General features: G+C 44.6%; 15 protein-coding genes. 9 read left to right on the top strand and 6 right to left on the bottom strand.

From position 1 onward, the window contains the following. The first annotated feature begins 339 nt into the window (after positions 1-339). On the top strand, positions 340-558 hold the full coding sequence (locus A5N88_RS17910) for a hypothetical protein (protein WP_066268474.1): 219 nt from the start codon (positions 340-342) through the stop codon (positions 556-558). 91 nt (positions 559-649) lie between these two features. Beyond that, positions 650-1,330, top strand: coding sequence for an HAD family hydrolase (locus A5N88_RS17915; RefSeq protein WP_066268476.1), 681 nt, complete (start codon positions 650-652; stop codon positions 1,328-1,330). Positions 1,331-1,416: 86 nt separating this feature from the next. Here A5N88_RS17915 and A5N88_RS17920 read toward each other — a convergent pair whose 3' ends face one another. The 4 genes from A5N88_RS17920 to xylA form a co-directional block, all read right to left on the bottom strand. After that, complete coding sequence (locus A5N88_RS17920; RefSeq protein WP_066270659.1) at positions 1,417-2,160, bottom strand: alpha/beta hydrolase; 744 nt, start codon at positions 2,158-2,160, stop codon at positions 1,417-1,419. A gap of 123 nt (positions 2,161-2,283) precedes the next feature. Then, positions 2,284-3,660 (bottom strand): sugar porter family MFS transporter, encoded by a 1,377-nt coding sequence (locus tag A5N88_RS17925; RefSeq protein WP_066268478.1) that lies wholly within the window; start codon positions 3,658-3,660, stop codon positions 2,284-2,286. A 374-nt stretch (positions 3,661-4,034) separates the two neighbouring features. Further along, a complete protein-coding gene (xylB, locus tag A5N88_RS17930; RefSeq protein WP_066268479.1) occupies positions 4,035-5,534 on the bottom strand; it encodes a xylulokinase in 1,500 nt (499 codons plus the stop codon). Between the two features lie 92 nt (positions 5,535-5,626). Further along, on the bottom strand, positions 5,627-6,949 hold the full coding sequence (xylA, locus tag A5N88_RS17935; protein ID WP_066268480.1) for a xylose isomerase: 1,323 nt from the start codon (positions 6,947-6,949) through the stop codon (positions 5,627-5,629). A gap of 235 nt (positions 6,950-7,184) precedes the next feature. Between xylA and A5N88_RS17940 the strand changes: the two genes are divergently transcribed. Beyond that, positions 7,185-8,384 (top strand): ROK family transcriptional regulator, encoded by a 1,200-nt coding sequence (locus A5N88_RS17940; RefSeq protein WP_066268483.1) that lies wholly within the window; start codon positions 7,185-7,187, stop codon positions 8,382-8,384. A gap of 196 nt (positions 8,385-8,580) precedes the next feature. Further along, complete coding sequence (locus A5N88_RS17945) at positions 8,581-9,564, top strand: aldo/keto reductase (protein ID WP_066268485.1); 984 nt, start codon at positions 8,581-8,583, stop codon at positions 9,562-9,564. A 418-nt stretch (positions 9,565-9,982) separates the two neighbouring features. On the opposite strand, the gene A5N88_RS17950 is transcribed toward A5N88_RS17945, so the two are convergent. Together A5N88_RS17950 and A5N88_RS25905 are read right to left on the bottom strand one after the other, a co-directional pair. Beyond that, complete coding sequence (locus A5N88_RS17950) at positions 9,983-10,276, bottom strand: DUF2653 family protein (RefSeq protein WP_066268487.1); 294 nt, start codon at positions 10,274-10,276, stop codon at positions 9,983-9,985. Positions 10,277-10,288: 12 nt separating this feature from the next. Beyond that, the gene (locus A5N88_RS25905) at positions 10,289-10,720 is read right to left on the bottom strand and encodes a hypothetical protein (protein WP_066268488.1); all 432 of its coding nucleotides are present in this window, start codon (positions 10,718-10,720) and stop codon (positions 10,289-10,291) included. A 355-nt stretch (positions 10,721-11,075) separates the two neighbouring features. Here A5N88_RS25905 and A5N88_RS25055 point away from each other — a divergent pair, with 355 nt between their 5' ends. The 5 genes from A5N88_RS25055 to A5N88_RS17975 all read left to right on the top strand — a co-directional run bounded on the left by A5N88_RS25055 (position 11,076) and on the right by A5N88_RS17975 (position 17,290). Beyond that, positions 11,076-11,237, top strand: a complete 162-nt coding sequence (locus A5N88_RS25055) for a hypothetical protein (protein WP_157090712.1) — start codon at positions 11,076-11,078, stop codon at positions 11,235-11,237. Positions 11,238-11,674: 437 nt separating this feature from the next. Beyond that, positions 11,675-12,697 (top strand): LacI family DNA-binding transcriptional regulator, encoded by a 1,023-nt coding sequence (locus A5N88_RS17960; protein ID WP_066268489.1) that lies wholly within the window; start codon positions 11,675-11,677, stop codon positions 12,695-12,697. Between the two features lie 200 nt (positions 12,698-12,897). Continuing rightward, positions 12,898-14,994 (top strand): amylo-alpha-1,6-glucosidase, encoded by a 2,097-nt coding sequence (locus A5N88_RS17965; RefSeq protein WP_066268490.1) that lies wholly within the window; start codon positions 12,898-12,900, stop codon positions 14,992-14,994. A gap of 68 nt (positions 14,995-15,062) precedes the next feature. After that, complete coding sequence (locus A5N88_RS17970; protein WP_066268492.1) at positions 15,063-16,307, top strand: ABC transporter substrate-binding protein; 1,245 nt, start codon at positions 15,063-15,065, stop codon at positions 16,305-16,307. Between the two features lie 80 nt (positions 16,308-16,387). After that, complete coding sequence (locus A5N88_RS17975; protein WP_066268496.1) at positions 16,388-17,290, top strand: carbohydrate ABC transporter permease; 903 nt, start codon at positions 16,388-16,390, stop codon at positions 17,288-17,290. Positions 17,291-17,302 lie beyond the last annotated feature (12 nt).

Below are 17,302 nucleotides of genomic sequence, written 5' to 3' on the forward strand. Positions count from 1 at the left end.
GCAAATCCCTTTCCCAAGGCTGAGAGTCCATTGCTTGAAGCTGCCAACCAATACCTGTCCATACTTTTAGCTGGTTTTTACCAGGTTATCGTCCTTATTTCTCCCCCTAATGATTTATACATTATGTATATGCTTTTAAGTTGGACTTGCATATGTATTCTCACTAATTTATCTTAGCCGGGTGTAAAAAGGCTAAGAAGGCGAGAACCTTAACCTGCATATTGGGTGAGGAAAATGATTTACCAGGACAATCGTTTTTTCGCCAATTTCCTTGGAAATATTTTATGAATCGACTTTTGAGGATGAGGGAAATCCGAAAAGTGAGGGTGCTTTTGGGGAATGAGCATTATTAAAAAAGTGTTGGGTGATGATTCTGTTTATGACTTAAAAGCGGTGGCAGCTCAATTGTGGCAGGTGCTCATTTCCGAGGGGCCAGCTTGGTCCCTGGCTTACGCTCGTTTTGGCATTTTTTTAAAAAGTACCGGTATTCTTTCGCAAAGTTCTTGTATTTTTCTAAAATCACCCGCATTTTACTTGAAACTCTTTGTATTTCCCTAAAAACGCAACCTTCTATGTGTATGATGCTTCATCGTGAAGGCTGCCGGCTGCGTGTTATAATAAACCAAATAATAAGCGGAAGGATGATTATATGAGAAAACAGCATTTTCCTATTATTTTTGACTTGGATGGAACACTATTTGACTGTTTGGAACTAACCAACCAGACGTTGCCCCATGTATTGGATTCACTGGAAGCAAAGTATGGCGATCGTATCCAGATTCAGCGGTTCAGCCGGTACGAATCCTTTCTTGGTAGGGTAGAGGAGGATATTTTTGCCGAGCTTTTGCCAGGGGCAAACAAGGAGGTGCTGGAGGAGGCGCAGAAGCTGTTAATAGACATTGAATACAAGCTTATTCCTAAGTCAGGAAAGCTTTTTGATGGAGTGGAAAAGGTTCTTGAGGGACTGACAGCAAAGGGACATCCGCTTTTTATTGCAAGCAATGGCAGCAAGCCCTATGTCCATAAGGTGCTGGAGTCTTTCTCGCTGCGTGAGTATTTTACGGGCGTTTATAGTGCCGGCGAGCATCAGACGGGAAGTAAAAATGATCTGGTTGGACATTTGCTGAAGGAGCATTCCTTGAGTGGCGGTGGTGTGATGGTCGGGGACCGTCATTCGGATATGGAAGCGGGCAAGGTGAACGGGTTGTTTACGGTTGGCTGTTTATACGGGTTTGGTGATGAAGAGGAGACGGCGGGGGCGGATGTGAAAATTGATAGGCTGGAGGATTTAGTTGAAGTGGCAGACAGGCAGGGAAAAGGGACTTTCTAGATTTTGAAGGGGACTAGAAAGCCCTTTTTTTCTATGCTGTAAAACTCTAGTTCAAAAATCCAATCTCCTGGATTTGCCATACTCCCTTAACTATGATGCTTGATAAACGCCAACGTACTCTCAATGATTAACTCTTGGTCATGGTCCAATGTTGCCACGTGATAGCTGTTTTTTAACGGGACGATCTTTTTTAATTCTGAAGAAATTCCGTCATAGATGATTTGCGCATTTCCAGGTGGAACGACATGATCCTCATCCGATACGAAAATAAGGGCAGGACATGTAATGCTGCTGAGATTCCCTTTCACTTTTTCCATGAGGTGGTTTATTTCACCGATGGATTTAGCAGGTGTTTTCTCGTATGCGAGTTCAATGATGCCTGGTTTTTTGATATCAGAGCCGATAGCATCAAGGAAACGGGGGATTTCAGTGCTTGGTGCTCCGGACGTTGCTGGGATGTCGACGGCTGCATTGATAGGAATAATGCCTTTTACTTCAGGGTGATTTTGGGCAGTGTAGAGGGTGAGCGTGCCTCCCATCGATAATCCCGTGACAAAAATGGTGCCGCAGCGCTTCTTCAGCCATTCATATCCATCTTCAATTGAGTCAATCCAGTCTTGGTAGGTGGTTTGCTCCATATCTTCGTAATGCGTGCCATGTCCTTTTAACCGAGGGACGCAAACGCTATAGCCCGCTTTCGCATAGGCTTCACCAAGAGGGCGCATGCTTTGGGTGGAGCCTGTAAATCCATGTGAAACTAAAATGCCGATCTCATTTCCTTCAAAGTAGAAAGGTTCTGCATTTTGCAGGACTGGATATTTTTCCTCCATTATCGTTCCTCCTATTTTTAGCTCTTTTTTTAATGCATGTATATATAATTCTAGAAACATGTATGTATTCCTGTTTGAAAAAGAAAAGAAGCCAGCGCCCACAGACGCTGCCTTCTTACTCATTTAGATCTTTCTAGAGAGCCTTAATGCTCCCGTTTCTTCATTTTTATTTCTCAAGTCCAGCTCAATTTGTTCAAGGCTCTTTCCTTTGGTTTCATCCACTTTCAGCGATACGAATACAAAAGCAAGAACTCCCATGAGTCCATAGACGATAAACATGGTGCCAATTCCGAACTGTTCGATCAGCTTTGGAAAGGTTAACGAGACGACTAGGTTTGCCAGCCAGTTGACGACGCTTCCAATTCCCATTCCGATTCCGCGGATGCTGAGAGGGAAGATTTCGGATAACATCACCCAGACAACCGGTCCCCAGCTGAGAGAAAAGAAGGCAATGTAAACGGCTAAACAGATCACGGTGATCCAGCCAGCACCGGCAGTATGGCCCATAATAGCGTTTGCAATTCCCAGGACAAACAAAGAAATAGACATGCCGGCATTCCCGATCAAGAGAAGCGGTTTTCTGCCGACCTTATCAATGAGGCTGACGGCGACAGCGGTTATGATGACGTTGACGACTCCAATCCCCACTGTTCCCAAAATAGCCGCTGATGAACCAAGTCCCACATTAGTAAAGGTGGTGGGAGCGTAGTAAAGAACGGTGTTGCAGCCAATGATTTGCTGGAAGATGGCCAGGCCTGCCCCTACAATCAATGCAGGGCGCACCCATTTTTCTTTTACTTCTTTTAAACCGCCCTGTTCCTGCTCCAATTTGTTAGCCAGTTGAATTTCTTTGATTTCTTTTTCAACACCCGCACCTTTTCTCATAAAATTCAGGATCGAGCGTGCTTCCTTTTCTTTTCCCTGCTTTAAAAGCCAGCGGGGACTTTCGGGTAAAAAGAACATTCCGATTAGCAGCAGCAGTCCGGGAATAAAGGCAATGCCCAGCATCCAGCGCCAGCCTCCTGTTGAGCTGAAGAGGTAGTTGACAATATAGGCAAGCAGAATTCCTGTCATGATCATTAATTGATTGAGACTTGATAGGGCTCCGCGGATAGCGGTCGGTGCCATTTCTGATAGATACATAGGGACAAGTGTTGAAGCGCTTCCAACAGCAACGCCGAGAATGACACGAAATAAAATGAGAATTTCGGTACTAGGAGATAAAGCGGTTCCAAGAGCGCCGATGCAAAAAATGGCTGCCGCCAACAGCACCACTTTCCGGCGTCCCCATCTGTCTGACAATGGGCCGCTGATGGCAGCGCCTATCATACAGCCAAGCAGTATGGAACTGACAACGATTCCCTCTGTCCAGGAGGTAAGATGCAAATCCTTTTTTATAAATAAAATGGCGCCGGAGATCACGCCTGTATCATAACCAAATAGTAATCCGCCAAGGGCTCCGAAAAAATAAATAAGTCCATTATTCATTTTAAATTTCATGGTGGTCGGCTCCTATTCTGTTGTGATTTGCCCCGCTCAAAGCGGGAGTCGGTTATTTTTAGAGGATCATGTTCTTTGTCTAGCTCCAGCGCCTATCGGCTAGCGGATTTCTCCGTCTCCTCCCTGCGATAAGTCAACATCAGCTCGTTCCTCGCTGTGTATCCTTTATCTCAGTCGAAGACTACGGAATCCGTACACCGATGAACAAGGCGCTTTCGCTTTTCATTGTCCAGCTCCAGCGCCTATCGGCTAGCGGATTTCTCTGTCTTCTCCCTGCGATAAGTCAACATCAGCTCGTTCCTCGCTGTGTATCCTTTATCTCAGTCGAAGACTACGGAATCCGTACATCGATGAACAAGGCGCTTCCGCTTTTCTTACTTTTCTTTAAATTCAAATAATCGATGATTGATGGCAGCCGTTTGAGGATAGACCTCTTTGTAGATCTGGTAGAGCTCTTTATAACGTTCCACATTTTCTGGAATCGGTTCAAACACGCAAGCGGTTGAAAGGAAGACCTCTGCACAGGATTGAAGGGATGGGAACCATTCCAGGCCTGTAGCTGCAAGCATGGCAGCTCCCATTCCGGGCCCCTGTTCACTTGTTAATTTCATGACCTTTGCGTTAAAAATGTCTGCCTGGATTTGCAGCCAGAAATCGCTCTTTGCTCCTCCTCCAATGGAGATGACCGTATCCACTTCTTTGCCATTGCTGCGGAATATCTCCACTGTTTCATGAATGGAGAAGACAATACCCTCCAGAACGGAACGGGTGAAATCATGCTTTTGATGCGCACTGTCCATGCCCGTAAAAGTTCCCCTGATTTTTGCATCGGCATAAGGAGTGCGTTCGCCTGCTAAGAAAGGGGTAAAAAGAAGACCATTTGCCCCCAGAGGCGAAAGGGCAGCTGCCTCGACTAATTGATCAAAGCTTTCGTGTTCGGCGAATGTATTTTTAAACCATGTCAGACTGTGCCCTGCAGAAAGGGTGACACCCATACTATAGTAGGAATCCGTTTGCCCATGGTTGAATACATGGACCTTGCCACCGTAATCGCGGCTGCTGTCCTTTTCATAGGATAAAAACACACCAGAGGTTCCAATGCTGCATAGTGCCTGGCCGTCAGATAGGATGCCTGCCCCGATGGCACCGCAGGCATTATCTGCTCCGCCTGCAAACACCTTTATGTCTGCAGATAGGCCTGTTGCATCGGCGATTTCCGGAAGAAGAGTCCCTGTAAAATCGTCCGGCTCAACTAAAGGCGGACAAATAGCAGCAGGGAGCTTAAAGGTACTGAGAATGTCCATGCTCCAGGACTTGTTTTCTATGTCCATGAGGAGTGTACCGGCTGCATCCGAGTACTCTGCATGAAGGCCGCCGGTTAAACGGAAGCGCAGGTAATCCTTAGGAAGCAAAAAGACCTTTGTTTTTGCCAAATGTTCCGGTTCATGTTCTTGTACCCACAGCAGTTTCGGAAGGGTAAAGCCTTCGAGAGCAGGATTTTTTGTGACGTGCAGCAGCTTTTCACCCAAGAGCTGTTCAATTTTTTTACATTGAGCAGTGGTTCTTGTGTCATTCCACAATATCGCGTTTCGGATGACCTTATGATGCTCGTCAAGGAGAACCAATCCGTGCATTTGCCCGGAAAAGCTTAATCCTTCAATATCGCCTGGATTCACCTTTGCCTCATCCGCCAGCTGCTTCAGTGCTTGTATCGTTTTTTCGACCCATTCTTCAGGATTTTGTTCACTGTATCCAGGCTTGGGCTGGATGAGAGGGTACTCCTTCGAAACGGAATGAACAACCTTTCCAGTTTGATCGACCAGAAGGACTTTAACTGAGCTAGTCCCCAAATCAACCCCAATGACATGTTTCATGCTTATATCTCCTTTTAATGAAGTAAAAAGGGATAGACGGCTGTTCTTAGCGAGCCCTTCAGATCCCTGTGTATATGAAACTATGATACTCGTTACTTTCCTGCTTCTTCAAGAAGATAGTGGTTAAGCGTATTTTTCAGCATTTCCAGTCTGCCGGATTGGTTAGTAATGTCTTTTTTATCAATAATATAGCTTTCAAGTGATGTAAAGTCGGCTTTGCCTGCTACAATATCGGCGCCAATGCCTTCTTTAAAGCTTGAATAGCGATTCTCGATAAAGTCATCGAATACCCGGTCTTCGATCAGGCGATTCGCCACTTTCAAACCAAGCGCGTAGCTGTCCATGCCGGCGATATGGGCATAAAACAAATCGGTTTCATCGAATGAGGATCTGCGTGTTTTGGAGTCGAAATTCAAGCCGCCGCGTCCAAGTCCGCCGTTTTTCAGGACTTCATACATGGTCAGAGTGGTTGAATACAGATCTGTCGGGAATTCATCTGTATCCCAGCCAAGAAGCATGTCGCCCTGGTTGGCATCCAATGAACCGAGAAGCCCATGTGTTCTAGCCACACGGATTTCGTGTTCGAAGGTATGGCCGGCAAGAGTTGCATGGTTCGCTTCCAAATTCAATTTAAAATAGGAATCCAAATCATAGGATTTTAAGAATGCAATCGTTGTAGCCGCATCAAAGTCATATTGGTGTTTTGTCGGTTCTTTTGGTTTTGGTTCAATCAGGAATTGGGCATCAAAGCCGATTTCTTTGGCATAATCAACCGCCATATGGAAGAAGCGGGCGATGTTGTCCTGCTCTAGCTTCATGTCTGTATTCAGCAGGCTTTCGTAGCCTTCACGGCCACCCCAGAATACATAGTTTTCAGCACCCAGTTCTTTGCCGACTTCCAAACCTTTTTTCACCTGGGCAGCAGCATAAGCGAAAACATCTGCATTGCAAGAACTTGCTGCACCATGCACAAAGCGTGGATTTGTAAACATATTGGCTGTATTCCATAATAGCTTTACATTGCTCGTTTTCATGTAATCCCTGATCATCGCTACAATGACGTCAAGATTCTTATTGGATTCTCGCAACGTATCACCCTCAGGTGCGATGTCCACGTCATGGAAGCAGAAGAATGGATTTCCTAGCTTTTCGAAAAATTCAAAGGCAGCTTCTACACGTGCTTTTGCTGCATCCAGCCCTTGATGGCGGTTCCATGGGCGAAGCTTTGTTGCTACACCGAATGGATCATTGCCTTCTTCTGTAAACGTGTGCCACCACGCTACAGCAAAGCGAAGATGCTCTTTCATCGTTTTCCCGGCAACTACTTCTTCCGGATTATAGTAATTGAAGGCAAGCTCATTTTTTAGTTGCCGGCCTTTATAGTGGATGTTGCTGACATTCGGAAAATACGTCATGTAAGATTCCTCCCTAATTATGTATCTTTTTTTGTAAACGGATTCATTAAGTGTTAAAAAAATAATGTGCGATTAACTTAGTTTGATTGTTAAACTAAGTTATTTTCATACTAGCATGATGTTTTTTTAAATACAATATATTTTTTCGAAAATAAATGAGATAAGATAGTAATTATATACAACCACTCTACTTATTTGTTTATTGGGTAAACAAACTTCCGCGAGGAGGATAACATTGGATACAGCGGACCAAACCTATATCAAAACACATAATCAACGAATTCTTTTAGACCATATTATTCAGCACCATCCTATTTCACGGGCGGATTTATCGAAAATGACCCGGTTGAACAAAGCGACGGTTTCATCGCAGACGGCGTCTTTAATGGAAAAAGAGCTGATCTATGAAATTGGGACCGGAATATCAAGCGGCGGCAGAAGGCCTGTGATGCTGGAGTTTAATAAAAATGCCGGGTATGTTATCGGCGTAGATTTGGGTGTCCACTATATATTGACACTTTTAACGGATCTCGAAGGAAATATTCTTTTTCATGATTATGTAGAAACATCGAATCCATCCATCGAATCGATTAAGCCAATCCTGATTGAAAGAATTGAGCTTATTGCGAAAATGGCCCCGCCTTCACCCTATGGCATCATTGGAATCGGGGTCGGCGTGCACGGTTTTGTGAACAATGATGAGTTGATTGTGTTGACTCCTCATTCCAAATGGAAGGATGTTGAGTTGAAAACGACCTTGGAAAGCCATTTTCATTGTCCTGTTTTGATTGAAAATGAAGCAAACGCAGGTGCATATGGCGAAAAGCTGTTTGGCGCTATTAAGAATTGCAGCAATTGCATTTTTGTCAGTGTAGGAATGGGAATTGGGGTCGGCATCATTATGAACGGCGAGCTTTATCGGGGAACCGAGGGCTTTTCGGGTGAAATGGGCCATATGACGATTGATTTAAACGGAGGTAAGTGCGGCTGCGGAAACTACGGCTGCTGGGAGCTGTATGCGTCAGAAGGAGCCTTTTTCAAGAAGATGGCGGCATTGAAGAATTTGGACGAGATGAATCTGGAGCAAATCAGCAAATTGATTCAGGAGCATGACGGCGAGGCGATGGAGGAGCTGGAGAAATTCGGCTATTACCTTGGGATCGGCCTGACCAATATCATTAATACCTTTAATCCGGAAGCTGTGGTCTTACGGAGCAATTTCATTGAATCAAACCCGATTGTCCTAAATTCGATCCAAAATACCATTTCAGCAAGGATCACAAGGTATGTCCATCAAAGTCATCAAATTTATCTGTCCCAGCTGCACCGCAATGCCACGGCCCTAGGTGCTGCATCCTTTGTGATTCATCACTTTTTGATGGAGTCGGATCATGTTTCGTTGAAGCAGGATGCGCGGGCGTTTGATTCTATTTAAATGGATGAAACTCGCTTATAAACACAAAAAAGTATGCTATAGGAGGACGTTACCACGAAGATTGCAGGCGGTCATGAGTCGGAAGATTGTTTCCTTCTTGTACAGGTTTGTTGAATCTGAAAGAGGGGAAAGAAAAGGGCTGGTACGCTAGGTTAAACGGGGTTGTTTTTTAAATATTCGAGGAGGAGTGGCGGAGATGAAATACCGGGAATTAGGGAATACAGGGCTTCTGGTCAGCGAGGTTAGCTTTGGGACGTGGGCAATCGGCGGAGACTGGGGAGAAACAAATGACCGTGATGCTTTGAAGTCGCTTGAGTTCGCGATTGAGCAAGGCGTGAATTTCTTTGATACGGCGGATGTGTATGGGAACGGCCATAGTGAAGAGCTTTTGGCAAAGGCAACAAAGGGAATAGAAGACAGAATCCATATAGCGACAAAGTTTTGCCGAAAAGGAGATATCCATGATCCGGCGACGTATTCCTATGAAACGGTTCGTTCATATTGTGAGGACAGTCTTCGCCGTTTGAACCGGGAAGCGATTGATTTGTACCAGATTCATTGTCCTGCAACAGAAATTCTTCGTGACGGGCAGGTGTTTGACGTGCTGGACAGGCTGCAAAGCGAAGGGAAAATCCGTCACTATGGCGTCAGTGTAGAGTCGGTAGAGGAAGGACTGATTTGCCTGGAGTATTCTAATGTGAAAAGCCTGCAGGTGATCTTTAACATGTTCAGACAGAAACCGCTGGAGAAGCTTTTACCTGAGGCTCATAAAAAGGGAGTCGGCATCCTTGTGCGTTTGCCGCTGGCGAGCGGCATGCTGTCAGGAAAGTTTACGAAGGACCATGTTTTTGCAAAGGATGACCACCGCCGGTTTAATGAAAACGGAGAAGCTTTTAATGTAGGTGAGACCTTTGCTGGTCTTGGTTTTGAGAATGGCGTGGAACTTTCGGATCAGCTGCGCTGGATAGAAGAGGGACGTCCGTCCATGGCGAGTGCCGCCCTGCGCTGGATATTGGATCAGGAAGAGGTTTCTTGTGTGATTCCGGGATTTAAAAATCAGCGGCAAATAGAGAGCAATTTGCAGGCGCTGGAGGCTCGGCCGTTTTCGGAGGAAGAGCAAGATCAGCTTGAAGCGTTTTATAAGGAAAAGGTCGAGCATTTGATTCGCGGGGTTTATTAGGAAGATGAGTGCGGGCTGGCCGTCCCTGGGTGGGATGGCTGGCCTTTTTTATTTGGGATTGCAGGGGAGGAGGTGGGGAGTGTGCTGTGGTGTGATAAAGGACGAAAGGGGTCTGACCCTTTTAGTGAAGTAAAGTGATGAAGCGACGTGCGCGAGCGTGGGTGATTATAGGTCTTTTTACCTGTTTCGCCCGATAAATGTTGATTTTCGCCCGAAAACCCACCATTTTCGCCCGAATATCCAACGAAATAGCATACGCTGTCCTTTTAAGGGCTTCCGTTACAAGTAGATGACACACTTTTAAAGCATAAATGAGCATTTTCAATCCCGCTCAACATGTTCTGCGGCTCTAAATCATCAAAACACAAAAATCCCAAACAAAAAACCAGCCCTCAAACCGGAGGGCTGGCTTTAAACATTATCTTACTATTATGGACGCTCCAATGCCTTCACGTTCTTCGAAGGATAAATCTACGAGGAGACGATCTGGCGCAAAGTTGTGATAGCTTTGCAGGTAGACGGCTACGGCATCAATCACATCTTGTTCATTGAAGCGGTAGGTGCGGCCATGCGCGATAGCTGTGGCTGCAACACCGTAGGATTGATTGAATTCCAGGTCGACTTCTACATATTCAGGGTCCATGTTTTGCTGTTCTGCTGTATATACGCAAACACTATCGATTAAATCCTGCTCATTGAATCGTATTTCCATCTTGAACTCCCCTTAGTATCTTCTTCTTCCACCGAAGATTCTTCTAATGATCCAAATGATAACAACGACAATTAATACGTCAATTAGGATACCTAAGAATGGTACGCCGCCATTTCCATATCCGCCGCCGTAGCTGTAACCGCCGCCGCCAAATGGGTGGAACATGGAGCCAAGCAGAGCGCCGGCACCAAAGGCAGCTGCGTGTGTAGCAAATGATTTGGCACGGGATGGCTGGTTGTAAGAGCTAGAGTGAGTATATGAGCTGTTATTGCGAGATACATGGCTGGATGGTGATCTATAGCCAGAGTGATAGGTTCCTGTAGAATGGCTCGTGATCGAATGTGAACCAAAGGAACTATGGCCTCCGCTGAAGCCTTTTGCCTGCGCAACGTTTGGCACCGCAAAGGCTAGAAGTACGAACAGTGCAAGCATCAATTTCTTCATGCTGAAAACTCCTATCTTTTATCTAATTTATAGATTTATAGTGTGAATTTTTCCCCTCTTGCAGGGGTGAATGAATCTTATCATCTCTTTAAAAATTTGTCTATACATATATTTGTATACCCTATTTTTATGGGATTAATAGCTTTTTTTCTATTAATTTAGCCTGTAGTTGCAGCGGGCCATCACTTGGATTAGTGCTATTGTACCCATTTTACATTAAAATAACATGAAAATTTCCTTTAAGACAAGTTAGAAACATCGTTTTTTCCATTTTATTCTAATTTATTGAATGGATGTTTGGTATTTCTTTCAAAGTGGTACGGTCAGTTGTATTGAAAAAAAGGAGGAGCACCCTTTGAACATGAAAGGAGAAATCAACAGGCAGGAGGTTCGGAGCAAATCCATTATCTCTGCTAAACCTAATATTGATTTTACCCCAATGTTGATTGAAGCGTATGGCACTAGACTCCTGTGGAATCAGCTGGCCTTAGGGAGACCCAGCTGGAGCTTGCGATGAGGATACTCCCGACCGCTCGCGGAAAGCGAGTGCCTGTAGCGGAAAATCAACCAGCAGGAAGAACAAGGAGCAACCATTACTTCTGCAAAAGCCAATATTGATCTGGTCCAAAAGTTGATTGAAGCATAAAGCACGAGACCTCTGGAGGAAAAGCGCGGCCCCGCAGAGCATGCGAGAAGGGATGCTCCCGGCCGCCCGCGGAAAGCGAGTGCTTACATCAGGAATCAACAGTCATGATGAACAGAGCCTTTATCAATTAGCAACAAAGTTTACGTTGTGAAAGGTGATGAAGGCGCCTTAAAAAAATATGTAAGGCAGTGTTTCTTCAATATAGTATGCATCCTGCCGTCTTTCTACCTATACATACACGATTGCAAATCCATCTTTTATCCAGTAATATCAAACTAAATACAGAAAGGGTAGTGGAGTGAACAGCATTGGCAACAATAAAAGATATTGCGAAACGGGCAGGGGTTTCCGTAACCACGGTTTCCCGGGCTTTAAATGGTTATTCAGATGTAAATGAACAGACACGTAAAAAGATCATGGCAGTAGCCAAAGAGTTGAATTACAGCCCGAATACTTTGGCCAGAGGACTTGTCATGAATAAGAGCAATACCCTTGGTTTATTGGTATCTGGCATGAGCAAGGAGAGTGTGAAAGACAATTTTACGTACCTTGTGCTTGCAGGCATTAACCAGTACGCAGGAGAAACGGATTATGATATCGTTCTTTTCAGTACGAACTCCACTAAGCAGCGGGAAAAAACCTATTCTCAGCTTTGCCGTGAGCGGCGGGTGGATGGAGCAATTATACAGGGAATTCGAACGGATGATCCTTATCTGCATGAAGTAATCGAGAGTGATATCCCTTGTGTGCTAATTGATATTTCGGTTGAGTCGGATACCGTCGGCTATGTGACAACCGATAATATTATGGGAGCGAAGAAGGCTGTTCAGCATTTAGTGGAGCTGGGGCATCGCGATATTGCGATGATTAATGGGCACGACTTTGCTTTTGTCAGCCAAAAGCGGCTGGAAGGATATAAGCTTGGGCTTAAGATTGCAGGCATTCCTTTTCGGAGTGACTGGGTGGTAAAGGGATTTTTTGAGGAAGCGGAAGCCGAAAAAGCAGCATGGAACCTGCTGGAGAATCATCCTGAAATTACAGCCATCTTTTGTGCAAGCGATCTCATGGCGTTTGGAGCCATGTCTGCTGCAAAAAAACGGGGATTAAGGGTTCCAGAGGATCTATCCATTGTTGGATATGATGATATTTTACTTGCATCCTATTCCAATCCTCCGTTGACAACGATAGCCCAGGATGTCAGCAGACTCGGTTATCATGCCTCTAAACTATTAGTTGAGATGCTGGAAGGCCGGGCGGAATCACACAATGTTATTTTGGATACAGCTCTTGTGAATCGCTCTTCAACTGCTAAAAGAAGACCCCTTAAATAATTGTAAAAGCCAGAAATAAAAAGGTACTTAATTTTTTAACTTTTTTTCTGGACATAATCCGAAACGTTTCGTATAATCTGAATATACATCGGATCCGAAACGTTTCCAGTATAAATTAAATCGCTTTCATTTTTGGGTTTTAACAAATAAAATATTTTTTTGCGGAAAATCCAAAACGTTTCGGGTGGCAGGAGGATGACATGGATTATCGAGTGATTAAAGAGAATGACCTATTTTTATTAACAGACAGCTCGGGCAATATCCCGGAAAACCATCCCTATGGACTAGGGCTTTACTCGAAGGATACTCGTTTTTTAAGTAAGCTGGATGTGAAAATAAACGGAGAAGAGCCTATTCTTCTTTCATCTGATGCTTCTGAAAACTATGAAGCTAATATTATCTTAACGAACCCTCATATGGAAAAAGAGGGGGAGCTGGTGCTTTGGAGAGAATCAGTTGAAATTAGAAGAAAGCGTTTTATCCATGATTATGTGTTATATGAAACTATTACTGTTAAAAACTATTATCCAAAGCCAGTGGAATTTGATGTAAACGTATTAGTGGATGTGGATTTTGCCGACATGTTCATCATAAGGGGTTTCCAATATGGGGAAATCGGGAACCGTACAGGGCAGAAAGTCGACAGACAGCAGCTTTCCTTCCATTACGTTGGAGCAGATGATGTCGATCGCTCTACGTATATCCAATGGGACCGCAAAGAAAAGCGAGTAGACGAGAACGGTGAAATTGTGTTCCACTTCCAATTGGAAAACGGACAGGAAGAATCCGTAACCATGACCATTCGTCCTGAAACAGGCAGCGGAAGCCGCAAAGAAGTGCTTCCAAAAGAAGAAGCGATGAGCAGGCTCAAGGCATCCTATGCAGAGTGGGAAGAGAAAACGGCAAGCGTCCGGACGGATCATCCGGAGCTGCAGAAGCTTGTAGACCGGGGACTTGCTGATATAAAGGTTCTTTTAACAGATATTGGCCACGGCAGCTTTCCAACGGCGGGGCTTCCATGGTTTGGCGTTCCGTTTGGAAGGGACAGCCTGATTGCAGCCTTGCAAATGCTTGCCTTTAATCCGGAAATTGCAAAGGGAACTCTGAAAACGCTTGCTGATAAACAGGGTACTGAAGTCAATGAGTGGCGGGATGAGCAGCCAGGAAAAATTATGCACGAAATTCGTTTCGGGGAGTTAGCAAATACGAATCAAGTTCCCTTCACGCCTTATTACGGATCGATTGATTCCACGCCATTATTCCTTATGCTGTTAACGGAATATGTAAAATGGACGGGTGATTTAGGAATCGTAGAGGAATTAAGAGGAAACATTGATGCTGCGCTGAATTGGATCGATCAGTACGGTGACCGTGATGAGGATATGTTTATCGAATACCATCAGGAATCCAGCAAGGGCATTGCCAACCAGGGATGGAAGGATTCCGGTGATTCCGTTGTTCACAGAAACGGTGACTATGCAAAGACACCGATTGCATTGGCTGAAGTCCAAGGGTATGTATACCAGGCAAAAATGGGGATTGCGGATATTTTTGAAACATTGGGAAAAGCAGAAGCTGCCAAGCGCTTGCGTGAACAGGCTCAAGAATTGAAAGTGAAATTCCACGAAGCTTTTTGGATGGAAGAGCATGGGTTTTATGCGATTGCACTTGACCAGGACAAAAAGCAGGTGGGCACTATTACTTCCAATCCTGGACATATTCTTCTTTCCGGTATGCTAGAGAAAGAAAATGAAAAAGCGGTGGTGGAAACGCTTGTTTCTCCAAAAATGTTCTCGGGCTATGGAATCCGCACCATGGGGGAAGGCGAAGCTGCTTACAACCCAATGAGCTATCATGATGGAAGCATTTGGCCGCACGATAACAGCATGATTTTACTGGGGATGTCAAAAGCCGGTTATACGGATGCTGCCTCTGTTGTCATGAATGGACTTTTGGAAGCTGCCAAGGGCTTTGAGTATAACCGACTGCCTGAATTGTTCTGCGGCTACAGCGATTCTCTCGGCAAGCCAATCAAGTATCCGGTTGCTTGCTCACCGCAGGCCTGGGCGGCAGGAACGCCATTATTAATGGTACAATCTTTATTGGGTCTCTATCCGGATGTGCTGAAGAAGGAGATTACACTTTCTCCAACTCTGCTGGATTCAATGAACGTCCTGGAAGTGAACCATATTTCCATAGGTGAAGGATTCTTATCGGTTTCCGTTACACGCAATGAGGGCGGCCTTGATGTCCAAGTGACGGAAAACACGACAGGCTATCAGGTTGTAAGTAAGTAGTTTTGTTTTAGGTAATTCTGATGTAAAAATTTTAAATTATTCATTCATTGTCCTGAGGAGGATTAAACATGAAAAACAGAATTATTGGAGCAGCAACAGCCGTTGTACTAAGTGCAGGATTAATTGCGGGATGCAGTTCAAACGGTTCCGGCAGCAGTTCAAACGGAGGCAAGGTAACATTAAAGCTTGGCATGTGGGCATCCAGTCCAGCTGAAAAGCAATTGGTGGACAAACAAATTGCAGCTTTTGAAAAAGCAAATCCAAATATCACCGTTAAAGAGCAGGTTATTACAGGGAACTATCTTCAGGCCCTTCAGCCGATGCTTGCATCAAAAACAGCGCCTGATATTTTCTATGTCGATTCTTCCTATGCACCAACACTGGAGGATTCAGGAGTATTAGCACCGCTTGACAGTGATATTAAAGACCAAAATGTGGACACAAGCGATTTTGCGCCAGCTGCTTTAAAAGCATTCCAATGGAAAGGCACTACTTACGGCCTGCCTAAAGACATAAATGCAATGGCGCTTGAATACAACCCGGCACTACTCGCGAAGGCTGGCATCAAAACGCCGCCAAAATCGTTTGAAGAGTTTGAAAAGGATGCAGCATTGTTAAAGGCGAAAGGGATCGCACCGCTGTCTATGCCAAACGATGTAGCCCGCTACTATCCGCTTATCACAGACTTTGGCGGCAGCTACTACGATGCTACCAACAATAAAGTAACATTGGATGATCCTTCTAACAAACCGGGATTACAGTACTTTTTAGATAACGTTAAAAATAAAAACATCGTTGTACCGAAGGATTTAGGCGGTGACTGGGCAGGTGTGCCTTTCTCCCAAGGGAAAGTGGCAATGGCGCTTGAAGGAGCATGGATCATTCCGTTTATGACACAATCCGCACCAAACATGAAATATGGCATCACAGATTTCCCGACAGCTAACGGAAAGAGCTCCAATGTAACCTATACAGTAAGCTATTCTATGGCTAAATCTACACAGCATCCAAAAGAAGCAGCTAAATTATTGTTCTTCATGACAGGAAAAGATGCAGAAAAAATGACGGCTGAGTCCGGTCTTGCTATTCCTTCACGTACGAGCCAGCAGGATGTTTTCTTAAGTAAAAATCCAAGCTATAAAGCATTCGTAAATGGCGTTGCCAACGCAACTCCTTATCAGTACGGAACATATGGACAAAACTTCGTGGATGCGATTAACAAAGCAACAGAAGCGGGTGCTTTACAAGGGCTTTCTACCTCAAAGGTTCTGTCTCAAGCACAGCAAACAGTCCAAAGCCAATCGAACCAATAATATGAATGTGACTCCGAACAAATGCAAACCGTCATGGTTTGCATTTGTTTGAATCATTTTCTGTTAGGAAGTGATAAAACATGAAGAAAATAAGAAGACGAAGCCTCAGGCAGAATAATTGGGATCAGGGAATGGCAGGCTATCTTTTTCTATTGCCAGCTCTTGTATCATTACTGGTCTTTTTGATTGGGCCGATTTTGTACGCATTTTACATTAGCTTTTTTCACTTTTCATTCTTAGATCCGCAAAATAAAAAATTTGCAGGTTTATCGAACTATATCCATTTATTCAGTGATCCAGAATTCCTTAGAGCTTTAGGAAATACGTCTCTTTATACCATTGTGGTGGTACCTGTTCAAACCGCTATTGCGCTGTTTTTAGCATTGATCGTCAACAATATCAGGGGCAAGACGTTTTTCCGGGTGGCCTATTATCTGCCTACTGTCACTTCGACCGTAGCGGTCAGCGTCATGTTCATGTTTATTTTTGAGCCTGATGGCATATTAAATAAGCTTTTGGCCAACTTTGGCATCCACGGGCCCAACTATTTCAACAGTCCGACCTTTGCACTTCCAGCTATTATGACCATGGCGGTCTGGTCCAGTGTCGGCCAGTTCATGATCATCTATTTGGCGGGCCTTCAGGATATTCCGGAAGAAGTGTATGAGGCAGCTGAACTGGATGGTGCAAGAGGCTGGAATCTTCTGCGCTATGTCACCATTCCTTTATTGCGCCGCACGACCTTCTTGAATGTAGTTATGTCGATGATCGGCACCTTCCAGGTATTCGACCAGGTATACGTTGTTTCAGGTGGAAATGGCGGACCGTTAGACTCTACCTTATCCGTCGTGCTCGATATCTTTAATAAGGGCTTTAAAACCATGCAAATGGGCTACGCCTCAGCAATGGCATTCGTATTATTTGGCATCATTCTGATCTTAACGCTTTTACAGAACCTTTTCTTAGGGAAAGAAGAGGATTAAGGGGGAAAGGAA

It is taken from the genome of Heyndrickxia acidicola (genome assembly GCF_001636425.1).
In the GTDB taxonomy this organism is placed as follows: domain Bacteria; phylum Bacillota; class Bacilli; order Bacillales; family Bacillaceae_C; genus Bacillus_AE; species Bacillus_AE acidicola.